This window comes from Paenibacillus daejeonensis DSM 15491 (genome assembly GCF_000378385.1).
Taxonomy (GTDB): domain Bacteria; phylum Bacillota; class Bacilli; order Paenibacillales; family Paenibacillaceae; genus Paenibacillus_D; species Paenibacillus_D daejeonensis.
The window spans coordinates 710,288-729,407 of sequence record NZ_KB899659.1 but is presented as its reverse complement, the minus strand read 5'-3'; the positions used below and the strand labels follow the sequence as shown (position 1 = coordinate 729,407).

28 protein-coding genes and 1 pseudogene are annotated in these 19,120 nt (G+C 45.2%); 26 read left to right on the top strand and 3 right to left on the bottom strand.

The window, feature by feature from the left end; genetic code table 11:
• Window positions 1-34: 34 nt before the first annotated feature.
• The 11 genes and pseudogenes from F556_RS0103510 (at window position 35) to F556_RS33165 (ending at window position 6,964) form a co-directional block, all read left to right on the top strand.
• A complete protein-coding gene (locus F556_RS0103510; RefSeq protein WP_157272599.1) occupies window positions 35-517 on the top strand; it encodes a GNAT family N-acetyltransferase in 483 nt (160 codons plus the stop codon).
• Entirely contained in the window at window positions 514-948 is a 435-nt protein-coding gene (locus tag F556_RS0103505; protein ID WP_020615512.1) for a hypothetical protein, read from the top strand. The genes F556_RS0103510 and F556_RS0103505 overlap by 4 nt, the downstream gene beginning before the upstream one ends.
• A gap of 23 nt (window positions 949-971) precedes the next feature.
• The gene (locus tag F556_RS0103500; RefSeq protein ID WP_020615511.1) at window positions 972-1,499 is read left to right on the top strand and encodes a phosphotransferase-like protein; all 528 of its coding nucleotides are present in this window, start codon (window positions 972-974) and stop codon (window positions 1,497-1,499) included.
• Between the two features lie 168 nt (window positions 1,500-1,667).
• Entirely contained in the window at window positions 1,668-2,279 is a 612-nt protein-coding gene (locus tag F556_RS0103495; RefSeq protein ID WP_245583007.1) for a YdcF family protein, read from the top strand.
• Window positions 2,280-2,329: 50 nt separating this feature from the next.
• Window positions 2,330-2,839 (top strand): GNAT family N-acetyltransferase, encoded by a 510-nt coding sequence (locus F556_RS0103490; protein ID WP_020615509.1) that lies wholly within the window; start codon window positions 2,330-2,332, stop codon window positions 2,837-2,839.
• Window positions 2,840-2,851: 12 nt separating this feature from the next.
• A complete protein-coding gene (locus tag F556_RS0103485) occupies window positions 2,852-3,286 on the top strand; it encodes a GNAT family N-acetyltransferase (RefSeq protein WP_020615508.1) in 435 nt (144 codons plus the stop codon).
• 144 nt (window positions 3,287-3,430) lie between these two features.
• Window positions 3,431-4,024, top strand: coding sequence for a class I SAM-dependent methyltransferase (locus F556_RS33170; RefSeq protein ID WP_020615507.1), 594 nt, complete (start codon window positions 3,431-3,433; stop codon window positions 4,022-4,024).
• Between the two features lie 39 nt (window positions 4,025-4,063).
• Window positions 4,064-4,531 carry a GNAT family N-acetyltransferase gene (locus tag F556_RS0103475; RefSeq protein ID WP_020615506.1) on the top strand — a complete coding sequence of 156 codons (468 nt, stop codon included), beginning with the start codon at window positions 4,064-4,066 and terminating at the stop codon, window positions 4,529-4,531.
• A gap of 108 nt (window positions 4,532-4,639) precedes the next feature.
• Window positions 4,640-5,773 (top strand): serine hydrolase domain-containing protein, encoded by a 1,134-nt coding sequence (locus F556_RS0103470; RefSeq protein WP_020615505.1) that lies wholly within the window; start codon window positions 4,640-4,642, stop codon window positions 5,771-5,773.
• A gap of 24 nt (window positions 5,774-5,797) precedes the next feature.
• Entirely contained in the window at window positions 5,798-6,397 is a 600-nt protein-coding gene (locus tag F556_RS0103465) for a hypothetical protein (protein ID WP_020615504.1), read from the top strand.
• Window positions 6,394-6,964: pseudogene (locus tag F556_RS33165) on the top strand (HAD-IIIA family hydrolase). Before F556_RS0103465 ends, F556_RS33165 begins: the two are co-directional and overlap by 4 nt.
• A 16-nt stretch (window positions 6,965-6,980) precedes the next feature.
• Here the strand turns inward: F556_RS33165 and F556_RS0103455 are convergent.
• From F556_RS0103455 to F556_RS0103445, 3 genes are read right to left on the bottom strand one after another with little or no spacing between them, the layout of a single operon-like run.
• Window positions 6,981-8,075, bottom strand: a complete 1,095-nt coding sequence (locus F556_RS0103455; RefSeq protein WP_020615503.1) for a GerAB/ArcD/ProY family transporter — start codon at window positions 8,073-8,075, stop codon at window positions 6,981-6,983.
• Window positions 8,076-8,123: 48 nt separating this feature from the next.
• Window positions 8,124-9,341, bottom strand: a complete 1,218-nt coding sequence (locus F556_RS0103450; RefSeq protein WP_020615502.1) for a Ger(x)C family spore germination protein — start codon at window positions 9,339-9,341, stop codon at window positions 8,124-8,126.
• A 32-nt stretch (window positions 9,342-9,373) separates the two neighbouring features.
• Window positions 9,374-10,924, bottom strand: coding sequence for a spore germination protein (locus tag F556_RS0103445; RefSeq protein WP_020615501.1), 1,551 nt, complete (start codon window positions 10,922-10,924; stop codon window positions 9,374-9,376).
• Window positions 10,925-11,166: 242 nt separating this feature from the next.
• On the opposite strand from F556_RS0103445, the gene F556_RS0103440 reads away from it, so the two are divergent.
• The 15 genes from F556_RS0103440 to F556_RS0103370 all read left to right on the top strand — a co-directional run bounded on the left by F556_RS0103440 (window position 11,167) and on the right by F556_RS0103370 (window position 19,107).
• The gene (locus F556_RS0103440) at window positions 11,167-11,574 is read left to right on the top strand and encodes an HIT family protein (RefSeq protein ID WP_020615500.1); all 408 of its coding nucleotides are present in this window, start codon (window positions 11,167-11,169) and stop codon (window positions 11,572-11,574) included.
• 15 nt (window positions 11,575-11,589) lie between these two features.
• Window positions 11,590-12,078, top strand: coding sequence for an NUDIX hydrolase (locus F556_RS0103435; RefSeq protein ID WP_020615499.1), 489 nt, complete (start codon window positions 11,590-11,592; stop codon window positions 12,076-12,078).
• 26 nt (window positions 12,079-12,104) lie between these two features.
• The gene (locus tag F556_RS0103430) at window positions 12,105-12,662 is read left to right on the top strand and encodes a histidine phosphatase family protein (RefSeq protein WP_020615498.1); all 558 of its coding nucleotides are present in this window, start codon (window positions 12,105-12,107) and stop codon (window positions 12,660-12,662) included.
• A 6-nt stretch (window positions 12,663-12,668) separates the two neighbouring features.
• On the top strand, window positions 12,669-13,190 hold the full coding sequence (locus F556_RS0103425) for a DNA topology modulation protein (protein WP_020615497.1): 522 nt from the start codon (window positions 12,669-12,671) through the stop codon (window positions 13,188-13,190).
• A gap of 4 nt (window positions 13,191-13,194) precedes the next feature.
• Window positions 13,195-13,776: a DJ-1/PfpI family protein gene (locus tag F556_RS0103420; protein WP_020615496.1), complete on the top strand. Its 582-nt coding sequence runs from the start codon at window positions 13,195-13,197 to the stop codon at window positions 13,774-13,776.
• A 42-nt stretch (window positions 13,777-13,818) separates the two neighbouring features.
• Window positions 13,819-14,433: an NUDIX hydrolase gene (locus tag F556_RS0103415; protein ID WP_020615495.1), complete on the top strand. Its 615-nt coding sequence runs from the start codon at window positions 13,819-13,821 to the stop codon at window positions 14,431-14,433.
• A gap of 189 nt (window positions 14,434-14,622) precedes the next feature.
• Window positions 14,623-14,808 carry a hypothetical protein gene (locus F556_RS0103410; RefSeq protein ID WP_020615494.1) on the top strand — a complete coding sequence of 62 codons (186 nt, stop codon included), beginning with the start codon at window positions 14,623-14,625 and terminating at the stop codon, window positions 14,806-14,808.
• Between the two features lie 141 nt (window positions 14,809-14,949).
• A complete protein-coding gene (locus tag F556_RS33160; protein WP_245583006.1) occupies window positions 14,950-15,258 on the top strand; it encodes a hypothetical protein in 309 nt (102 codons plus the stop codon).
• Between the two features lie 31 nt (window positions 15,259-15,289).
• Window positions 15,290-15,793 (top strand): GNAT family N-acetyltransferase, encoded by a 504-nt coding sequence (locus tag F556_RS0103400; protein WP_026297082.1) that lies wholly within the window; start codon window positions 15,290-15,292, stop codon window positions 15,791-15,793.
• A 10-nt stretch (window positions 15,794-15,803) separates the two neighbouring features.
• Window positions 15,804-16,223, top strand: coding sequence for a GNAT family N-acetyltransferase (locus F556_RS0103395; protein WP_020615491.1), 420 nt, complete (start codon window positions 15,804-15,806; stop codon window positions 16,221-16,223).
• 6 nt (window positions 16,224-16,229) lie between these two features.
• Window positions 16,230-16,361, top strand: coding sequence for a hypothetical protein (locus tag F556_RS39025; protein ID WP_281167883.1), 132 nt, complete (start codon window positions 16,230-16,232; stop codon window positions 16,359-16,361).
• Between the two features lie 39 nt (window positions 16,362-16,400).
• Entirely contained in the window at window positions 16,401-16,724 is a 324-nt protein-coding gene (locus F556_RS0103390) for a DUF962 domain-containing protein (protein WP_020615490.1), read from the top strand.
• Between the two features lie 49 nt (window positions 16,725-16,773).
• A complete protein-coding gene (locus tag F556_RS0103385; protein WP_020615489.1) occupies window positions 16,774-17,652 on the top strand; it encodes a stalk domain-containing protein in 879 nt (292 codons plus the stop codon).
• Between the two features lie 26 nt (window positions 17,653-17,678).
• Window positions 17,679-18,257, top strand: coding sequence for a hypothetical protein (locus F556_RS0103380; protein WP_020615488.1), 579 nt, complete (start codon window positions 17,679-17,681; stop codon window positions 18,255-18,257).
• Between the two features lie 265 nt (window positions 18,258-18,522).
• On the top strand, window positions 18,523-19,107 hold the full coding sequence (locus F556_RS0103370) for a hypothetical protein (protein ID WP_020615486.1): 585 nt from the start codon (window positions 18,523-18,525) through the stop codon (window positions 19,105-19,107).
• The last annotated feature ends 13 nt before the right edge of the window (window positions 19,108-19,120 follow it).

The following is a 19,120-nucleotide window of genomic DNA, read 5'->3' as shown; positions in this document are numbered from 1 at the left end:
TCCAAGAAATGATGTCGGTAGAAAAGAGGGTTAAATGATGGAGATCATCCAAACGTTTAATTCAGAATTAATTACCAACCTCAATCAAGAAATTCAAACCCTTCATCGTTCAATGGTTCCTTGGCGATTCAAGGAATTTAATTTTGCTGAGATTAATGCTTATTTCAAGCAGGTGATGGAGAGCCCCAAGCACTTATTTTTCATCATCCCAAGCCAGGGTGGCGAAGCTTTAGGTTACGTCTGGATTGAAATAAAAGCGTATCACGAAAATGCTTTTCTACATGCCTATCAATCTATATTTGTTCAGCATTTGTGTGTGGCAAAAGCGCATAAAAATAAAGGATTAGGAAAGCAATTAATGAACAAAGTTATGGAAGTTGCGGTCGAAAGAGGGATCCAACGAATTGAACTGGACTATTGGTCCATGAATGAGGATGCAAAACAATTCTATTCAAAACTTGGCTTTGAAGTCTATCGAGAGTTTGCCTTTAAGCATCTAAGTGAGGATCAACCATGAAAAATCAGCTAATGTATGGAGTACTAAATGGTCTGCTCGTCCCTATCCTTTCGTTTATTCTTTCCTTTGTACTTGGCGTTTTCATGTTCAATAGTCGTTTCGCCGGTTCGGATTATTATGGAGCGATTATTTACTTTCCCAACGTGTCCATTGTGGTGTCGATCTTATTTTCTTGGCTTACAGCAACTATTGCTACACGAGCGTCTGCATGGGTAAATGTACTATCAGCGCTGCTCGCTGGTGGGCTATATAGTCTACTATCTTTAATCATTACCAAGGTATACATCAATAACGTTGATCATTTTCCGCGTCTAAATGACAAAGGCTTTGAGTTTTCTATTGGATATGGCATTCCCACAGAAACGATTATTTTTAATGGAGTAATTCTTTCGTTACTTACCTTCATTATGAGTTCAAGGCAAAAGTACTAGGATAATTAAAGGAGATAAACAACATGGAGCAAGGCCGAATTATCTTTTTGAATGGTGTCACCAGTTCAGGTAAAACCTCCATCGTAGAGGCTATGCAAGTGCATTCGGATCCGTTTTTTTACGTGGTGGCCAATGATCTCTTTGAGAATACGATTGGCGACACACATCTGCAATCAGACTACTGGAAATATTTAAGCGAGGCCATTATCGTCATGTACCATACTGCGAAGCTTTTTTCCGATCGTGGGAGGCATGTATTAATCGATGGTATCCTCGCAGATTGGCCAGGGTTAAAGCCTCATTATCAACAAGTTCAAGCTATTTTTGACGGCTATCCTTTAGATATTGTTGAGATTTACTGTCCCTTGGAGATTTGTCGACAACGAAATATAGAGCGTGGGGACCGCGGAGAACATCAATCGGAAGAGCAGCATCGCCTCATGTCGGCTAACATCAAATATAGCTTCTCAGTGGACACAAGTAAGCGTACTTCGGAAGAATGTGCAGACCTTATTATTGCCTCCATCTTCAAAACTTCCGATCAGATGTAAGGAACCTCATTATGGTTAAATGGGTTAGAAATGAAATTAAATCTAGTCCTAGTAAACGAATTCTCTGTATCGTCGGAGCAGATCACAATTATTTTTTCAAAGACGAACTAGAAAAAGACCCAATTCAGCTCATGTATCGAATAAGATGATGCTGCGGTGCTGAGGAAGATGTGGAGCATTATCCCGAAAGGAGGCATTCCATTGAAATATCCGTTTGATTGCCTCACAAATCTTGTGTTTGTTGAAGAGGAAGAGCTTCAACCCGCAGATATTATATTAGTACCTGGTGGCTCGCATAACCATCCGATGAACATCGCTTCTGAATTATACCACGCAGGCATGGGACCTTATTTGTTACCATCTGGCGGATTCAATGCCAAGCTGAATAGAACCGAATGGGAGCATCTTAGAGACATCGCCTTGTCACTTGGTGTACCAGAGAAGCGTATTCTCCAAGAAGATGAGGCCCAAAACACGTTTGATAATGCTCGCAATTCATGGCGTGTTCTTCAGGAAAACGGCGTTGTGGTGAAACGCGCGCTTATCGTTTGTAAGTCTTTTTTCTCGAGAAGGGCATTAATGACGTATCAGACGGTATTTCCACACGAGGTGACATTTCAAGTCAAGCAGGATGACTATCGTGTCAATCGAGACAACTGGTTTCGGGATGAGACAAGTATCAAGCTGGTTCTAACTGAAGCGCAGAAAATCACGAGGTATTTTGGTCATCATATCCCTAACTGGGTCCAGAGAGCCGAGAAGTCGTCGGGTACAAAATAGCTTTCTTAAAATGCGTGGAATGGACATAGTAATGTTGGGAGGTTCTCACAATGGAACACATCGAGTCCCAGCTTGTAATCAGGCCGGCGTTGCTAGAAGAAGCCCCGGTTGTGTTGAACCTTTGGCAGGGTTCGGCAAGGTGGCTTAATGAAAAAGGAATTTATCAATGGAGACCTGAGTTCTTCCATATTGAACAAACCTTAAAATTTATAAATAACGGGTCTGCTGTGTATCTGGCCGAACTAAATCAAAGCATTGTAGGGACTTATATCATTACGTGGTCAGATCCATTAATTTGGAAAGAGCTCGACAACTCAAAGTCAGGATATATTCATCGATTTGCCGTGAACCGAGATTATCAAGGGCTGGGAATCGGCAAGGTTCTTTTGCAGACAGCAGAAGAGCAGATTAAACAAAATGGGAAGACAACCATCAGATTGGATTGTATGGCAGAAAACGCGCGGCTTAATCAATACTATCGAGACTTGGGGTTCACTTACATAAGGAGAATTGATGGAGAGGGCTGGAGTGCTAATCTGTATGAAAAAAGCCCGGTTTAAGGAGGCGACAAGTTGATAACTATTCGATTTTATCAGTCTACTGACCTAGGTGGCTTGACGGATCTTATGTCAGACTTAGGCTACCCAACGACTATCGAACAAATGGATCGTAGACTTACACGTTTTGAGCAATCGGATCGCTATATTACTTATGTAGCCATCATGAATGATTCGATAGTAGGGATGATCGGCACTGATACGATTTTAAATTATGAGAGTGATGATGTGATTACGCATATTATGTGTTTGGTCACTAAAAAAGAGTACGAAGGGTTAGGCATCGGAAGAGCATTGTTAAAGCATGTTGAAGAGAGGGCAGAGGCAAGTGGCTCCCAGACCTTATACTTAACTAGTGGAATTAAAGACGAACGAAAAAGAGCACATGACCTATACACGAAATATGGTTTTGAGGTTACAGGGAAGCGGTTTATTAAAAAAGTGAAGTGAAAAAGTAAATAAAACAGAGGTAACTATGCTTAAATATACGATTTGCTTTATAAAACAAGGTGATAATATCTTATTACTGAATATAGTACAAGAGTTAGAGTCATTAACAATTTAATATTCAGCTATCAGCTAATGAGGTGTTCTATGGAAGATCGAGTTTTGCTTGAATATTATCTCTCCCTTCGAGATCGAGAAGCTTATCAGTGGAATCTTTCGCCTAGGAGCTTATATGTTGAGTTAGAAACGCGAGATTTTTTACACCGTCATTACAAGCCTACTGTTGGTAGCAAGGTATGTAATGTAGGGATTGGTGTGGGAGAATGGGATGATTTTCTTGGATATTATTTGGAGGGTAAAGGTCAGTTAACCAGTATTGATATTGATTCAGAAATCTGTGATGTCTTTAAATTACGACAAAAGAAGGAGGGCCATAGTAATCCTTCTGAAGTCATCTGCGGTGATTTTTTGAGGTCCAATGAACAGGCTTGCGGATTTGACTTGCTTACCATTATTGGCTCTACCATGCATCAAGTTGGGAAAAGCCAACAGCTATTAGCTCGAGCGCACAAGGCGTTAAAAGATGATGGACTACTATACTTAATGAACTTTGAAAAATATCTTTCTAAAGAACAAGCCTTGCATGCACTACAGGCTGCTGGTTTTTTTGTAAAGACAGTAGAGGAGCATCATCGGTACCCCGGTATGGATTTTTATAATGTTGGTGCAATTAAAAGATAATATTTAATCCTGGGGAAAACACAAGGAGGCCGGAAACCTATGCATATTGAAGTCGAAGAATATTTAATTTCAGATGATAAAAATCTATTGGATCATGAAACCATTCATCACTTCTTGTCGAGAAGTTATTGGGCTAGTAATCGATCAAAAGAAACAATTAGAAGATCTCTCGAGGCCTCCATCTGTGTAGGCGTCTACCACGGAACAAAACAAATCGGGCTAGCAAGGCTAGTTACGGATCATGCGACTGTTTATTGGTTGTGCGATGTCTTCATTGATGAGGAATATCGAGGTAAAGGACTAGGAAAAAAAATGATCGAAAGCATTACAACTGCGGAGGAGTATAAAAATTTGTTAGGTGTATTAGGAACAAAGGATGCTCATGGGCTATATCAATCATTTAATTTTGTCTTAGATAATGAAAAGCTTATGCTCAGAAGACCCGATTTACTCGAAACACTAACTGAGAAGTATATAGATTTCCTCTATACCAACAAGAACTTCTAGTTCGGCTTCAATTATATTGTTGAGGTAGTCAAGATTCACAATTGATCGTATGATTAGTAGTATGCGGGTCCCTTTGCTTTCAATTTCACACAGAAGGATGGTTGAAGAATGGACTTTAAACCGTTAGAATCTTTCATTGATCGAGTTACATCCTGGCGAGTTCCTTGGGCTGAAGTGCTAGTCGTACATAGAAATGAAACCGTATTCCGTTACCGTAACGGGTATGCCAACCTGGAGGAGAAGACCCCAATTGGGGAAGGGGCGATCTTCAACCTTTATTCCATGACCAAAATTATGACTTGTGTCGCCGCGCTGCAGCTTGTGGAGCGGGGAGACATGCTGCTGAGTGATCCAGTATACGAGTATCTTCCGGAGTATCGTGAGATGCAGGTAAAGAAGACTTTAGCGAATGGCGAGGTCGAATTGGAAGCGGCTACACTACCGATTACGGTGCGCGATCTGTTTACCATGACAGCGGGATTTACGTATGATATTGGTTCGGCCCACATTCAAGCTGCTGTGGAGCGAACCAATGGCGCCTTGCCGACCCGTGAGTTTGCAAAAGCGTTGGCGCTAGATCCGCTATCATTCGAACCGGGCACCCGTTGGAACTACAGCATGTGCCACGACGTGCTGGGGGCGTTGGTGGAGGTTGTCAGCGGTAAACGGTTTGGCGCTTATCTGCAGGATGAAATTATTGGGCCGCTGGGTATGAACGATACCAGCTTCGATTTGAATACGGAGCAGGCAAAGCGTCTGATTCCCCAGTATCATTATAATGATGCGCTTGAACAGGCTGAGCGCATGGACGGCAACGGATTCCGCAAAGGAACCGAGTTGGAGAGCGGTGGGGCGGGACTATTGTCCACAGTTAGTGATTACGCGTTATTCCTCAATGCCTTAACAGGGCGAGGCACCAGTCCGAAGGGTGTGCGTATTCTGTCATCGGCTGGTGTGGATCTGCTGCGGACGGATCATTTGAGTGAAGCGACGCGCGGCGACTTCAACTGGGACCATATGGCTGGGTATGGTTATGGGCTAGGAGTTCGCACCCACATCTCCAAGGCGAAAAGCGGCTCATTGAGCTCGCTCGGTGAATTTGGATGGAGCGGCGCAGCCGGATGCATGGCGATCATGGATCCTGAGTCGGAGCTCACTGTGATGTATGCGCAGCATCTGCTGAACAACCAGGAGCCTTACGTTCATCGACGATTGCGCAATGTTGTATATTCTTGTTTGTAGGTCGCACTGGGGAAGGACATGGCTATGAGGAACAGTAGAATCTCCCTGAACAAGTTATTCGATTCAACTGATCAAGCGGAACTCAACATGAGTGCAGACGGATGTTTTGCTTTTTACCACTATACGCATGCATCTCATCTCTCCAACATCCTTGAAGAGGGGTTATGGGCGCGACGTGAAGTCGCTTGCCCACAGCCCCCGACACATTTGAGTGGAACCTTTCTTATCGAAGGATTTATCGATCCGTATCCAGACTGGTTAACGCAAAGCAAATATTATGATGATCTAGGCGCCTTACTTACTACTCAATATATTGGGGAAGTACTGTTAGAAGTTAGCGTACCTGTGCATGCGTTTCAGATCTACATTGCGGATTATGCGCACATCCTAGAGTGCAAACGGCTCCAGGATAACAAAGGAACAGGCATTGGCTTTGGCTATGATTGCAGAGATGGCAAGGAATGTACACAGGCATACGTCGATTCTTATGTAGAGTTAGGTGACTATCGTAATCAACATCATGCGCCAATCGTTCAAGTAGTAAGGCGAGGGGAAGGAATGGTCGTTCCTCATCATTATATCAAAGTGAGCGCTAGCCAACCTCGAAACCATGACCTGACATGAAACAGCACAGCAGCTCAGGAGAGGATGAAATTTTGTCTAATTCGTATGATAAAGTGCAAGCTGTATTCATGGATAGAGACGGAACAATCGGTGGAACAGGTCACTTTGTTCATCCAGATTCGTTCACACTATATCCCAATGCACAAAAGTCGATCGATCTCTTGAAACTTGCGGGTATCCGCGTGTTTGCCCTCACAAACCAACACCGAATTTCACGAGGCGAGGCCACGGTTGAAGCTTTTAATAAGCAGTTTCAAGGGTACGGATTCGATCAAGCCTATATTTGTCCGCATGAGGATGAATGCGTGTGCAGAAAACCTAAGCCAGGCATGCTAATCGATGCTGCAAAGGAACACAACCTGGATTTGACAAAATGTGTTGTGATCGGGGATGTGGGGAGCACGGACATGCTTGCCGCTCATGCCGTTGGCGCAAAGAAGATACTTGTCAGAACAGGTTGGGGTACCCCCCTCATTAACGACATATCGGGAGAAATGGGCGGAAACGGAGCCTGACTATATCGCGGAAGACGTTTGGGATGCGGTACAATGGATTCTAAAAAAATAATACGTCCGATTACCCATCAACCTGTCGACTGACGCCCGGATTTCCTCACAAAACCAACCAGAAAGGCAATAACTACCAACAACATCTGACCCGGTATAACATACGGAATGACAATATGCTCTCCAATCCATTCATGGACTGAGCTATTGGGTTCCAGAAAGCAAACCCCGTAGATGATAGGCGCCAATATAGCCGCACATACACGGTAAGGAAGCTTGAATAAGGCGCTTATTGTAAGAACAGCAGCCAACATGAGCAACGATAATTTAATGAACAACCCGATCACCAATAGCAGAGTAACGACGACATCCAATCGCTCCAGAAAATCGGCCAGGCGGATTAACTGTGCCACTTCCAGTAAAGGAATAGTACTGTAATCTAACAGTCCGGGACCTAATACAGCCAGAGAAAGCATTTTCATGAAAATGATAAACAGCGAGATTAAACCATAGGCGCTCAGGGTGGTCGAACGCAGGCCGTCCTTTGGCGTGACATACTTCCAGAACAACAACATGGTCAACATTTGACCGAACGGAAAGGCAATCATGCTGGGAAATACCTCGCGAAGAATGGGGCCCCACCCATTACCCAAAACGGGTTGCAACCGATGAAAGTCGGGCAGTCCCGTCAGCATGATAAGAAGGATCAGGAAGACATAACTGAATAGAACAATCGGGAACAGCAGCTCGGCTAATCGGAAAAAATACTGCACCCCACCCCAGATCGCGTACAGCGAGAGGGCGACAATGATTAGCTTGATACTCCATTCAGGTGTCTGCGTTAAGATTGTCATGACGGTCATGTCACTGAAGTCCCTGATGTTGCGTGAGGATTGGTAAGCAAAAATAATGCCTTGTGGCAGCACCAGCACCCATCCGAGCCATGTGCCAAATAGCTGCCGGAATAGCTCCGGCAAGTCTGCTTCTGGAGACCGTCGCTGCAGAATCAGCAGCATCCACAAAAACAGCCCGCCGACCAAAGCGCCAATCAGATAGACGATCCAGGCGTCCTGTTTGGCAGAGGTGCCGCCCCCGACAAGCGGAGTATTGCCAATCATGAAGAGCATGATCATGAGGGCAAGTTGATAGTTACTGATACGCGTTTGCTTCATGACGTCTGCTCCTCTTAAGGAATAGGGCTTCTAGCACATGGATTCCACTCATTCTGAGTTTTGTGCATCCTTGAAGTTTCGGGTACTGAAGCCGACTCGAGTCAGATTAAAGGTGACTTTAACCTCGAGTTTAAGGTCCGTGAGATTCTGGTTCCACTCTGTGCGCATGGCTTTCCATTGCTTCGGATACGCACGATTAACGACTGTGCCGAAGCCAACAATATCGGTTTCAATACGTTGTACGGCATGCCAGCTTTTCATCATTTCAGCTTCAATTTCCTCCGCTATTCTCCGCTCGATTTGTTTTACAATTTCCGGTTCCGTCAGCTTATGCGGGCAAGCATACTCGAGCAGAGAGCCATTGGCCTTAACCGTAACTCGCATCGTAACTCTCCCGTCTGCACTGAGCTCCGGCTTGTGCTTAGTCGTAGCTTTGGAGACAATGGCCGCCGAATTCTTAGGACCGTTCTGCTCCTTAGAGCAATCGAATCCAATCGTAACTCGTCCCACTTCATCCGTCAGCCACATGAGACCAGCAGCGTCCTCCTGGCTTAGCCAGCTTTTCAATTGATCTCCCTGGATGACCGCTAGATTGCCTAGACGAATCTTAGACTTGGTGGAGGTGGTCTTGAGCGACTCCAGTGAATTCAGCGGTTCATCTGCACCGGCTATGGTCAGCTCGGGGATGCCCGTTGCTTGCTCGGGACCCAACAGATCGAGCAGTACGCGATAGAGTGTCATGTCCGGGTACAGTGAATTGTTGCCCGCTTCGTTCTCAATCAGTCGCTGGATGGCATTGCCCGGGATTTTCTCAATGGGCAGCAACTGTTCAATCAGCTTGCGCGAGCTTCCCTTGGTAATGAACATGGATACCATCTCTCGTGCATCGGGATTCCGCATATAGATCTCCAAGATGGCAGAGATCCCCTTGCGGGCGGCCGATTCACTGACCACGACGATCTGGTTATGGGCAAAATAAAGCTTGCGCGACATCTCACGGCTGGCCTCACCAATCGCTTGGCGAATACTGGCGCCTTCCGTGGAGAATACGTTCACAGGCGCCTCAGATCGTGAGGAAGAGCCACTGTGTGAGGAGATCGCCTGTGGGATCACGAGTTGATAGGAGACAATCCACTTCCCATCTTTCCAATCGACAGCCGTTGCAGAGATGACCCCGATTTCATTCATTTCGACCCGATTCCAGCAGCCGCATAGAAGCAGGAGCAGGATGAACGGATACATAAAACGCAGCCAATGCTTGATCATGCTGTTCCTCCTAGCTTCTGATTGGCCGAGGCCTATTTTTGTTTATTGTCCGGTTGGAACACTTTGTGAGGTTCCCGTTTGATTAACTTCTGTAGGGGCGCGCGGATAAACGTGTCTTTCATACGTGACCAGCTGAAGGGTGCAAGTGGCGACATATAGGGCACCCCAAACGATTCGAGCCGCACCACATGAATCATGACGGCCAGTACCCCGGCGATGATTCCCATCAGGCCGAACATGCCTGCAAGCAGCATGAACAAGAAGCGGATCAGGCGGGCGGCAATGGCCATATTCAATTGGGGAATGACAAAGTTGCAGATGGCAGTGAACGAGACGATAATGACCATGCCAGCCGAAACAATGCCAGCGTCTACAGCAGCCTGTCCGAGTACGAGCGCACCTACTATTGATATGGCTGGTCCGATGGCCCGGGGCATCCGTACGCCAGCTTCTCGTAAGATCTCAAAGGTCAGCTCCATCATCAGCGCCTCGACCAGTCCCGGAAATGGTATGCCCTCCCGCTGGGCTGCCAAGGTAATTAGCAGTGTGGTCGGCAGCATTTCCTGATGGAAGGTGGTGACGGCAATATACAAGGAAGGCAGTGTCATAGAGATGATAAAGGCAGCATAACGGATTAAGCGCAAAAAGGTCGCGATATCAAATCGGATATAGTAGTCCTCTGGCGATTGAAACTGCTGAAAAAACGTAACCGGTGCCACCAGTACGAAGGGGGAGCCGTCGACGATGATCGCAATCTGTCCTTCCAGAAGACCGCCAGCCACGGCATCGGGCCGCTCTGTATTCTTGATGGTCGGGAACGGCGTATATCCTTTGTCCTGTATAAGAGCCTCGATATATCCACTATCCAATACACTGCTAATTTGAATAGCTTGCAAGCGACTTCTTACAGTATTCACGGTATCGGAGGAAGCGACGCCATCCAAATAAATTAAGGCCAACTGTGTCCGTGTCTCACTGCCAACCTCCATTTCCTCTACATGCAAGCTAGGGGACCTCAAAATCTGCCGCAGCAAATTAAGGTTCGTGCTGATGGATTCGTTAAAGCTGATCTGAGCTCCACGTACAACGGTCTCCGCACTTGGCTCACTCACCTGTCGAACCTTGATTTCACGAATGTCAATGAGCAAGCCGCATGCCGCTTCCTGAATGAGCAGGAGACAATAGCCTTCAAGCAGACGATCTGCACACTCATTCAATGAAACGGAGACCGAAGTCGAGCCGATTTCGATGACGCGTTCTCCTATAAGTTCAACCAGATCATTGCTTCTTAGGTCTGACTGTAATCGGCTGGATAGCAAGGGACGCAAAACATGCTCATTCAGCTTGGTGTCATCCACAAGATCGCCGAGATAGAGGATGGACATTGTAATATCTGGTGCTAGCGGACTTCCTAGGCTTCTGGAGCTTAAATCGGAGCTGTGCCCCAGCAGTTGATTCAAGGCATCCAGGTTCGTCTTGAGCGAAGGAGTAAACGGATTTGTTTTTCGGTCAGATTTACTGGCATCGGTTGTTCCGGCTGATAGCGGCTGCTGTGTGGCTTTAGATCGTTTACCGAAAAACAACGTGATCCCTTCCTTTCTCTCCGATAAGGTTGACCTCCATAATCTGGCTGATTAAACCTTGAATTATGTAACTGCGTTGAATCGTGTAGGAAACAGAACTACCACCAGGAATATTATGGTATAATGGTTTTTCCAATCTTGGAAGGGAGCGGGCACGAGATGGCAGCATATTATTGGGATGAACAAATCGAGAGCAGAGTCAGTGATAAGGGTTGTGTTTTTGGATCGAGGGGGGCAGGAACATGTCTTGCTTAGGCTGCCAACTTGCCAACCAGCTCATTGAGGCTCACGTAGTGTATGAGGATGAGTGGATCACTTGTATCTTGGATATTGATCCGCTCAATGAAGGCCATACGCTCATTCTTCCGAAGCGCCACATACGAGAGCTGGATGAGTTGGACGATCGCACATTACAATCGGTAATGAAGGCTTCCGTATTACTTTCTACAGCGCTCAACAAGATCTACAAACCCGATGGGATCTCTATTCTTCAAAATGGCGGGAGCTTCAATGACCTGGACCATTATCACATGCATGTGTTTCCTAGATACATGGGAGATGGATTTGGCTGGACAGAGCCTGCGGTTTCTAATAAAGCTCCATTGCACATGGTAAAGTCGAACTTGCGAGCCATGATAGGGTCAAGATAGCAGAGGAGGAGAAAAATGTTCTACGTCAATGCAAGGGCTATCATTGAACGAACGTCGGAGCACATAACTGAGGTCGTCATTCAAAGAAGAACAAAAGCAGATATGCCGCAAGCCCTCGAGCTTCCGGGAGGACAAATCGAGCCTTTTGAATCTATTATTCAAGCGTTGATTAGAGAAGTAAAGGAAGAGACTGGACTTGATGTCTATGAGGTCGAGGGTCTGGAGACAAAGGTTGATACGATAGGAATCAATCCCTCCTTTGAAGTAGAGTGTTTGCAGCCATTTGCTGCCTATCAGACGATTAAAGGACCGGTTGATTCCATAGGTTACTATTTTCGATGCAAAGCCGAGGGAACTCTTCTGTCTAGCGGAGACGATACAGCAGAGGTCTGTTGGATCCCTGTACCTGAACTTCATCAATTATTTACTGAAAACCCATTGCAATTCTCTGATGTCGACCGTGCGGGCATTAAGTTTTATTTGAAGCACTTGGGTTTGAGTTAAACGTGCAAAGGAGGGTTTTCTAATAGATGAATACAACCCTGTACTTTGTTAGACATGCGGCATCGGTCTATGTGGAAGGCAATGAACGGGGAAGGGGGCTCACGGAGCAAGGCCAGCGGGATGCAAGCATCGTTAGACAGCTATTGAGCACAGTAATTATAGACGTTTTTGTCTCCAGTCCGTATCAACGAGCAGTGGATACATTAGGCCCGCTATTAAAAGGAGAAAATATACATATTGAAGAAAATTTAAGAGAGAGGAACATGGGGGACTTTGCCCCTCTCTCATTCTTGGAAGCAAAACAAAAGCTGTATCACGAATTTAACTTTTCGTTTCCTAATGGAGAATCGAGTGCAGTCGCTCAAGAAAGGGCCGTTCAAGCCATTCAGCCGATCATTCATGCTCATGCTGGTAAGATAATAGCGCTAGGGACGCATGGGGATATCATGACGTTGATGCTTAATTATTGGAACGTAGAATATGGCTTTTCATTTTGGCAAGCGTCTACGATGCCTGATATCTATAAGCTTGTATTCCAAGGAGAACAGTTAACAGAAGGCATCAGAATCTGGGATTTTGGGTGATTAGACATGGATCGTATAGTGGTAGTGGGGTCAGCGGGGGCAGGTAAGTCTACGCTCGTGCAGCGCTTAAGTGAAATTCTGAATCTCCCGGCCATTCATCTGGACAAATATTATTGGCAGCCGGGCTGGGTAGCCACGCCAAATGAGGAGTGGGATAGACTTGTGGAGGGAATGGTCAAGGAGCCGCGATGGATCATCGATGGCAATTACTCCCGGACGATGGATCTGCGACTGGCGCGCGCGGACATGGTCATCTATCTCGATATTCCGCGCTGGCGATGTATGTACCGTATCTTTAAACGCAGAATCATGTATCACAAGAAATCCAGACCCGACATGAATGAAGGCTGCCAAGAAAAGATAGATCTCCCCTTCATCAAATGGGTATGGAATTATCCCAAACGAGGCCGGCTCGGCACACTTCAAAAGCTGGAGCAGATGAGGGACCGCACAAATGTTATCATTGTCAGAACGCCAAAAGAGGTAGATGCCTTGATCCAGCAGATCGAGGATAAAAAAAGGAGGTAAAGGGATGAAGCTCGCCTTTGTTTTATTTAATGGTCTGACTTTCTTGGATTTTGTAGGATTTTACGATGTGGTTTACCGTCTTAAAGGGTATGAAGCAACAAAGGAGCTTACTTGGGATCTGTGTGGGGTGACCGAGGAAGTAACGGATGAGCTGGGGATGAAGGTCAAAGTCGATGTTCTTAACCCGGACTTATCTGCTTACGATATGGTTTTCATTCCAGGCGGGATGGGGAGCCGAACCTTAAAGGACGACCAAGATTTTATTAATTGGATCCGGACCGCTGAGCCGGTACAATACAAAGTGTCTGTATGCACCGGGTCCCTGCTGTGGGGAGCCGCGGGGTTCTTGAAGGATAAAAAGGCGACCACGCACCCAAATGTGTATCCATTGTTGGAACCGTATTGCGCGGAAGTGATTAAGTCCCGAATCGTCAAGGATGGTAACCTCATTACGGCTGGCGGCGTCGCGACATCGATTGACCTGGGACTGTATATCATTGCGATGTTTGCTGGCGCAGAAGCCGCTGATACCGTGAGACAGCAGCTGGATTACCCGTATACCGCTGTTGGTATTGTCGAGGTCTAAATCTAATATCAATCATCTGAGAGAGGCGAGGAGGGGGAAAAGATGGCAAACGATGAGAGACTAGATATATTCGATGCGTCTATGAACTGGACGGGAACGGCTAGTCGGGCTGAAGCTCATGCAAAGGGACTCTGGCATCAAACGTTTCACTGCTGGGTGATTCGCCCTCATGATCAGGCCGTGCTGCTGCAGCTTCGCCAACAGGATAAAGACACGTTCCCGGGAAAACTGGATGTGTCCGCCGCAGGTCATCTTCTGGCGGGTGAGACCGTCCAGGATGGGGTGCGAGAATTGGAGGAGGAACTGGGTATCCCTGTGGACTTCGAGGAGTTGCACTATTGCGGAGTGGTGCCGCAGGAATGTGTAATTCATGAACATCTAATCGACAGGGAATTCAATCATGTCTTTATTCATACGTCCTCTCGACCGCTGTCGGACTACCGTTTTCAACGGGAGGAGGTCTCCGGACTTTATTTTATTGCACAGGATGACTTCAAGAAGCTGGTGGAGGGTACAATCGAGCAGGTAGAGGTTGAGGGAATCTATGTTGACGATGCAGCAGGAGCGGAGCGCGCGGACCGACGAGTTGTACGGTTAGAGGATATCACACCGAATACGGAAGAGTATTATGCTCTTTTGTTTGACCAGTTGCAATGAATAATATGGCCATTCATCTGTTTTTCGCTGAGATTCTATACCTTATATAGGTACAGGGTCTCTTTTTCATATCATTTTAGATAAAGCTTAAGATAGAGGTTGGAATATGATGTATAATAAGGAAGACGGTATGCAGTTTAGTAGGTATCCTGAATGATTAAGTCGTACTTTTGAAATGGAGGGCCTGCAATGAAGACAGAAGAACAACTCCTACAGATGAACGAACGATTAGAGCGAATGGAAACCAAATTAGATAAGCTGACCCACAAGCAATCGCGTGAACAGCCTTTATGGATAAGTTTTGGTCTAGGATTTATTGTGGTTTTTCTTGTAGGCATTATAGGCTATACCGTGGTAGGGGTAATCGTAGGATGAGCAACACAAGTAGGATAAAAATTTTGCAAGAGCCGGCCGGGGTGACATATCACCAGTTACTTTCACTGGCTTTCAATGTTTGTGATGAGTTGATTCTAGTAATGAGAGACCAGCTAGCATTCGATGCGAATGCAAAGGCACTTGTACACGTTACAACCCTATGTCAACACGGTTAAGAAGCAGGAGTACTGGCCAGGGACTCAACTAGTCGGTCACTATGCCGATGTTTATTACATCGCATGCCACCCAGAAGTGGAAGCTATTCTCCAAGCCAGTACCGACCGTCTCTATCAGTGGATCATGCCGTCTCTGCCGGAGGACATTTGCTTCTTCAAGAAGAGCGAGCCATGGTTAGTTACGGTGGCGCATGAGCAGATAGGTATTATTAACACCGATGATCCAATTGAAATAGATAGAATTAGAGCGATTGAAGGAATAATGATTCATTAATGGTTCATTAACAGAGCGAGGGGTGCACCTTATGGAACTAACAATCCGATCATTGAATCCAGAATTACTTTACAAATGGAAAGAGTCTTTTCAATCCCTACAGTTCCATCGTCCAGATGACTATTACACACAATGTTTGCACGAGAATCAAACCGAGGCAAGAGTCACTCTATTGGCTTTCATCGGTCAAGACTTAGCAGGCGTAGCACATTTGAAATTTGAATCCGATTATCCGTATTTTAAGGAGCATGATATCCCGGAGATTAACGATCTGAATGTATTCCCGGCCTTTCGCCAGCGAGGGATCGCCAATCAGATCATGGCCGAATTCGAAGCGATTGCCGCACGCAAGCACACCCAAATTGGCATTGGCGTCGGCTTGTTCAAGAGCTATGCCGCTGCCCAACGCATCTATTGCCGAAGAGGCTACATTCCCGATGGCCGCGGACTCATGTACAACAATGAAGAGGTCAAGGCAGGGGACCATGTTCGGGTCGATGATGACCTGTGTTTGTATTTTACTAAGGAACTGTAGGAGAGAAATAATGTCATTCCATATCATCAATAAGACTAAGGATGATTACAAGACTTACGTGACCCAAAACATGTTTGCATTTAACGCTTCCCATTTCCCAGCTGAGCTAAGAACGCGATATGAACCACTGAATTTGTTCTTGGTCAATCAGGAAGGTGAAGTGGCTGGAGGAATAGTCGGAGAGTTTTGTTGGAACTGGCTGGAGGTTCATTATCTGTATGTGGATGAGAACATCCGAAAGATGGGGTACGGGCGGCAACTCCTTAGGGCAGCAGAATTGCGTGCAAAAGAAAAACAATGTGATTTCATAAAGCTAGATACGTTAAGCTTTCAAGCGCTGGCGTTTTATCAAAACGAGGGCTTTGAGATCTTTGGAACGATTGAGAATGCCGGTGGATATAAGCATTATTATCTTAAGAAAGATCTATAGTATCCGTTGAAAAGAGTCGATGCGTTACAACTAGAGGATGGCATCCTCATCTATCTGAATCACATCTGGGAGCAGCGTACCAAGTTGAAGCTTGTTCATCCGTGGTTAATCGCAGCGAGGGAAGAACGCGTGGGTTGAGGTACAAACATGCATGAAGCGATGCTGAGGTGAGAAGGCATGAGCCTGAAGCAATCTATCAAAAGAGATCTTACATATTACCTCCAAGCGCATCAACACAGGACAAATCAACATCTGCATTACTTTGCCTTTTTGTTTGCATTCTTAGGTTGGGTCTTTCTTCTGATTGATTGGCGGTTTACAATCCTGTTCGCGGTTCTTCACTACGCCTTGTCCTGGATAGGGCATTTTTACTTTGAAGGGAATAAACCGGCCTCCTTTCGCTACCCTTGGGTGGGATTCTATGCGGGGTTCCTTTGGTTTTTTCTGCGGACGTATGAGTTCGTTACTCGGAGGCAAGTGATATCTAGGTTTATTGATTAGTAAATAGAAAGAAAAACATTGCTTGAACAACATCGGGAGGCCAATGTACATGTATTTTAATAAGAAAATTAATTTATTGGTTCTGATTTTCATTCTTGCATTCGCCTCAAATGTGCATGCATCGAATTCAAATAAATTTATCCCTACTTATGATATTTTTATTGATAGCAAGAAACTAGATTTGTCTGAGCCCCCTTATTTACAAAATGGAACGACAATGGTACCGTTCAGGCCTGTGTTTGAACAGTTAGGGCTAACAATTGAATGGAACAAGCAACAAAAACAAGTCGTTGGAAGAAATTCGGACTACGTTATTAAGTTCGAAATTGGCTCTGATTCTGCATTGATTAACGGATCAGCAGTGAAGATGCCCCTGGCCCCTGTTCTCCAAGATGGAATCACGTATATCCCACTTCGTTTCGTAGGAACAGCTAGCGGAGGATCAGTAGAGCTTTACGGCGGGGAGTTAAACGTAGTCTGGATTCTATCTGCTTTGCAAAATCAGCTGTTTGATGCAGTGATAGAAAAAGATGTAGATTTAACCAAGAGTTTATTAAAAGCTGGTGCGGATCCAACTACAAACATAGGTCCTTTAGGAACTGCTATCTTTAGCTTTGCAGATGAATCAGTTGACATCGTTGCATTATTTTTGGAGTATGGCATGGATGTAAACTATATAGATGTCCGTTCATCGTTTCCGACAACGCTGCTGCAAAATGCTGCTGGTGGCGGACACGTGGATGTTGTGAAATTTCTTTTGTTTGCTGGTGCAGATCCATTCCTTAAGAGTAACAATGATTGGACGGCTCTTGAGATCGCCCAATATTGGCAACAACAAGTTGCGAGTGGTTATTTACATATCATTGATCCAGCTAACACACCAAGCGTTGAGACCTACGATGAAATTATTTCACTTCTAAAGGAATGAATTCAGTCAAAAGAAAGGACGATAGAATGACTACAACCACATGGAACAAGATACTAATCTTTTTACTAGTGGTGTTACTAACCTATAATCTCTCTGCTGTCTCACAACGCAACAATCAGACTGAAAATATGCAAAAGCGCAATCATACTGGTTTATTGGGTGTTGCAACAGGTGGGAATAACATAGCAAAGTATCTTCAAAAAATACTTCAACCTGAACCGAATGTGCCATTCGAGGAACTCACGGATTCGTGGCGAATAATCATGGGGCAAAGCCAGTCAAACTCGTACCACTGGGCTCGTTTTGATCCGCATGTGATGGGTGATTTGTCGAATCGGTGGCATTTGTGGCAGGCTGGTTTATCACGGATTGAAGGCTTATTCTTAGAGCTGAACACTAGTTTTCTGCAACAAGGCTCGTATGACTTAAATGTTGAGCAACGCATGAAATTGGAGGCAGTGGTTGCTATTTATTCGTCATTATTCCAAGCATTCGAAGAGGATCGCGAACATCCGGAGCTCGTAATTGATGAATTGCACCCACAAATGACTATCATTGATCCAGATAGTTATCCTCGCATGTTGGAGATGCTAGATGATCAGTAGACATAGGAAATTGTGTAATAAGGGGTCGAAATAATGAAGGAAGAGTGGTTTTTAATTGGTTTGATCGTTTGGGTGGTTAGTTTCTTCCTATTATTCGTTGTCATTCGGAAGGCCATGGATAGTTCCAGAACATCCAGACGAGTAGTGTTGTTAGTCAAAGAAATACGAATGCTTCGCAAGGAGCTGCGTGACCAAAAGCATATTATAGATATGCGATTATAGCTTCATCTTTACTCCTTAACTATTACAGAGAGGTTGCTGAAATGTGAAGATCAGAAAATCTGTATGGTTATTCATCATCTTGACGATCATCTCGTTGGCGTTTCTATGGTCGTCAGGTTTGGTAGGCATTTGGACACATGGAATCTCCTATATTTCTCAACATACATCTCAATACACTATGAATGGACATTCAATTGATGATGACTATGAGATTTCAATTGATTTAACAGATTTAGATGCAAATTTAGGGAAAGAGTTATATAACGATGGAGAGCACCGCATTTATGTATTCTGGTTGCAGAAAACGAATAATGGGGGTTACGATATTGGCTTCCGATCAAGTGGCAAGTATTCATTATCCGGGGCTAGTCTAGTGTCAGGCGTACATCATCAGAGGGTGGAAGGGGGCTTCACCAGTTTGGAAACGGCTAAGATGACATACACCTACGATAACCGTCAACTTGATGCATATCGGACCGGGCACTGCGGCATCAATTACAAGGACGGGGATTGCTTTTCCTTCTCATTTCTAACGGAGAATGACGTTCCATCCTCTGAACTGAAGATGCCAGCTACCCTTGTACTCACGGTAACAGACCTATACAAGAATCGATGGCAAAAAAGCTGAACTGCGTTGTCAT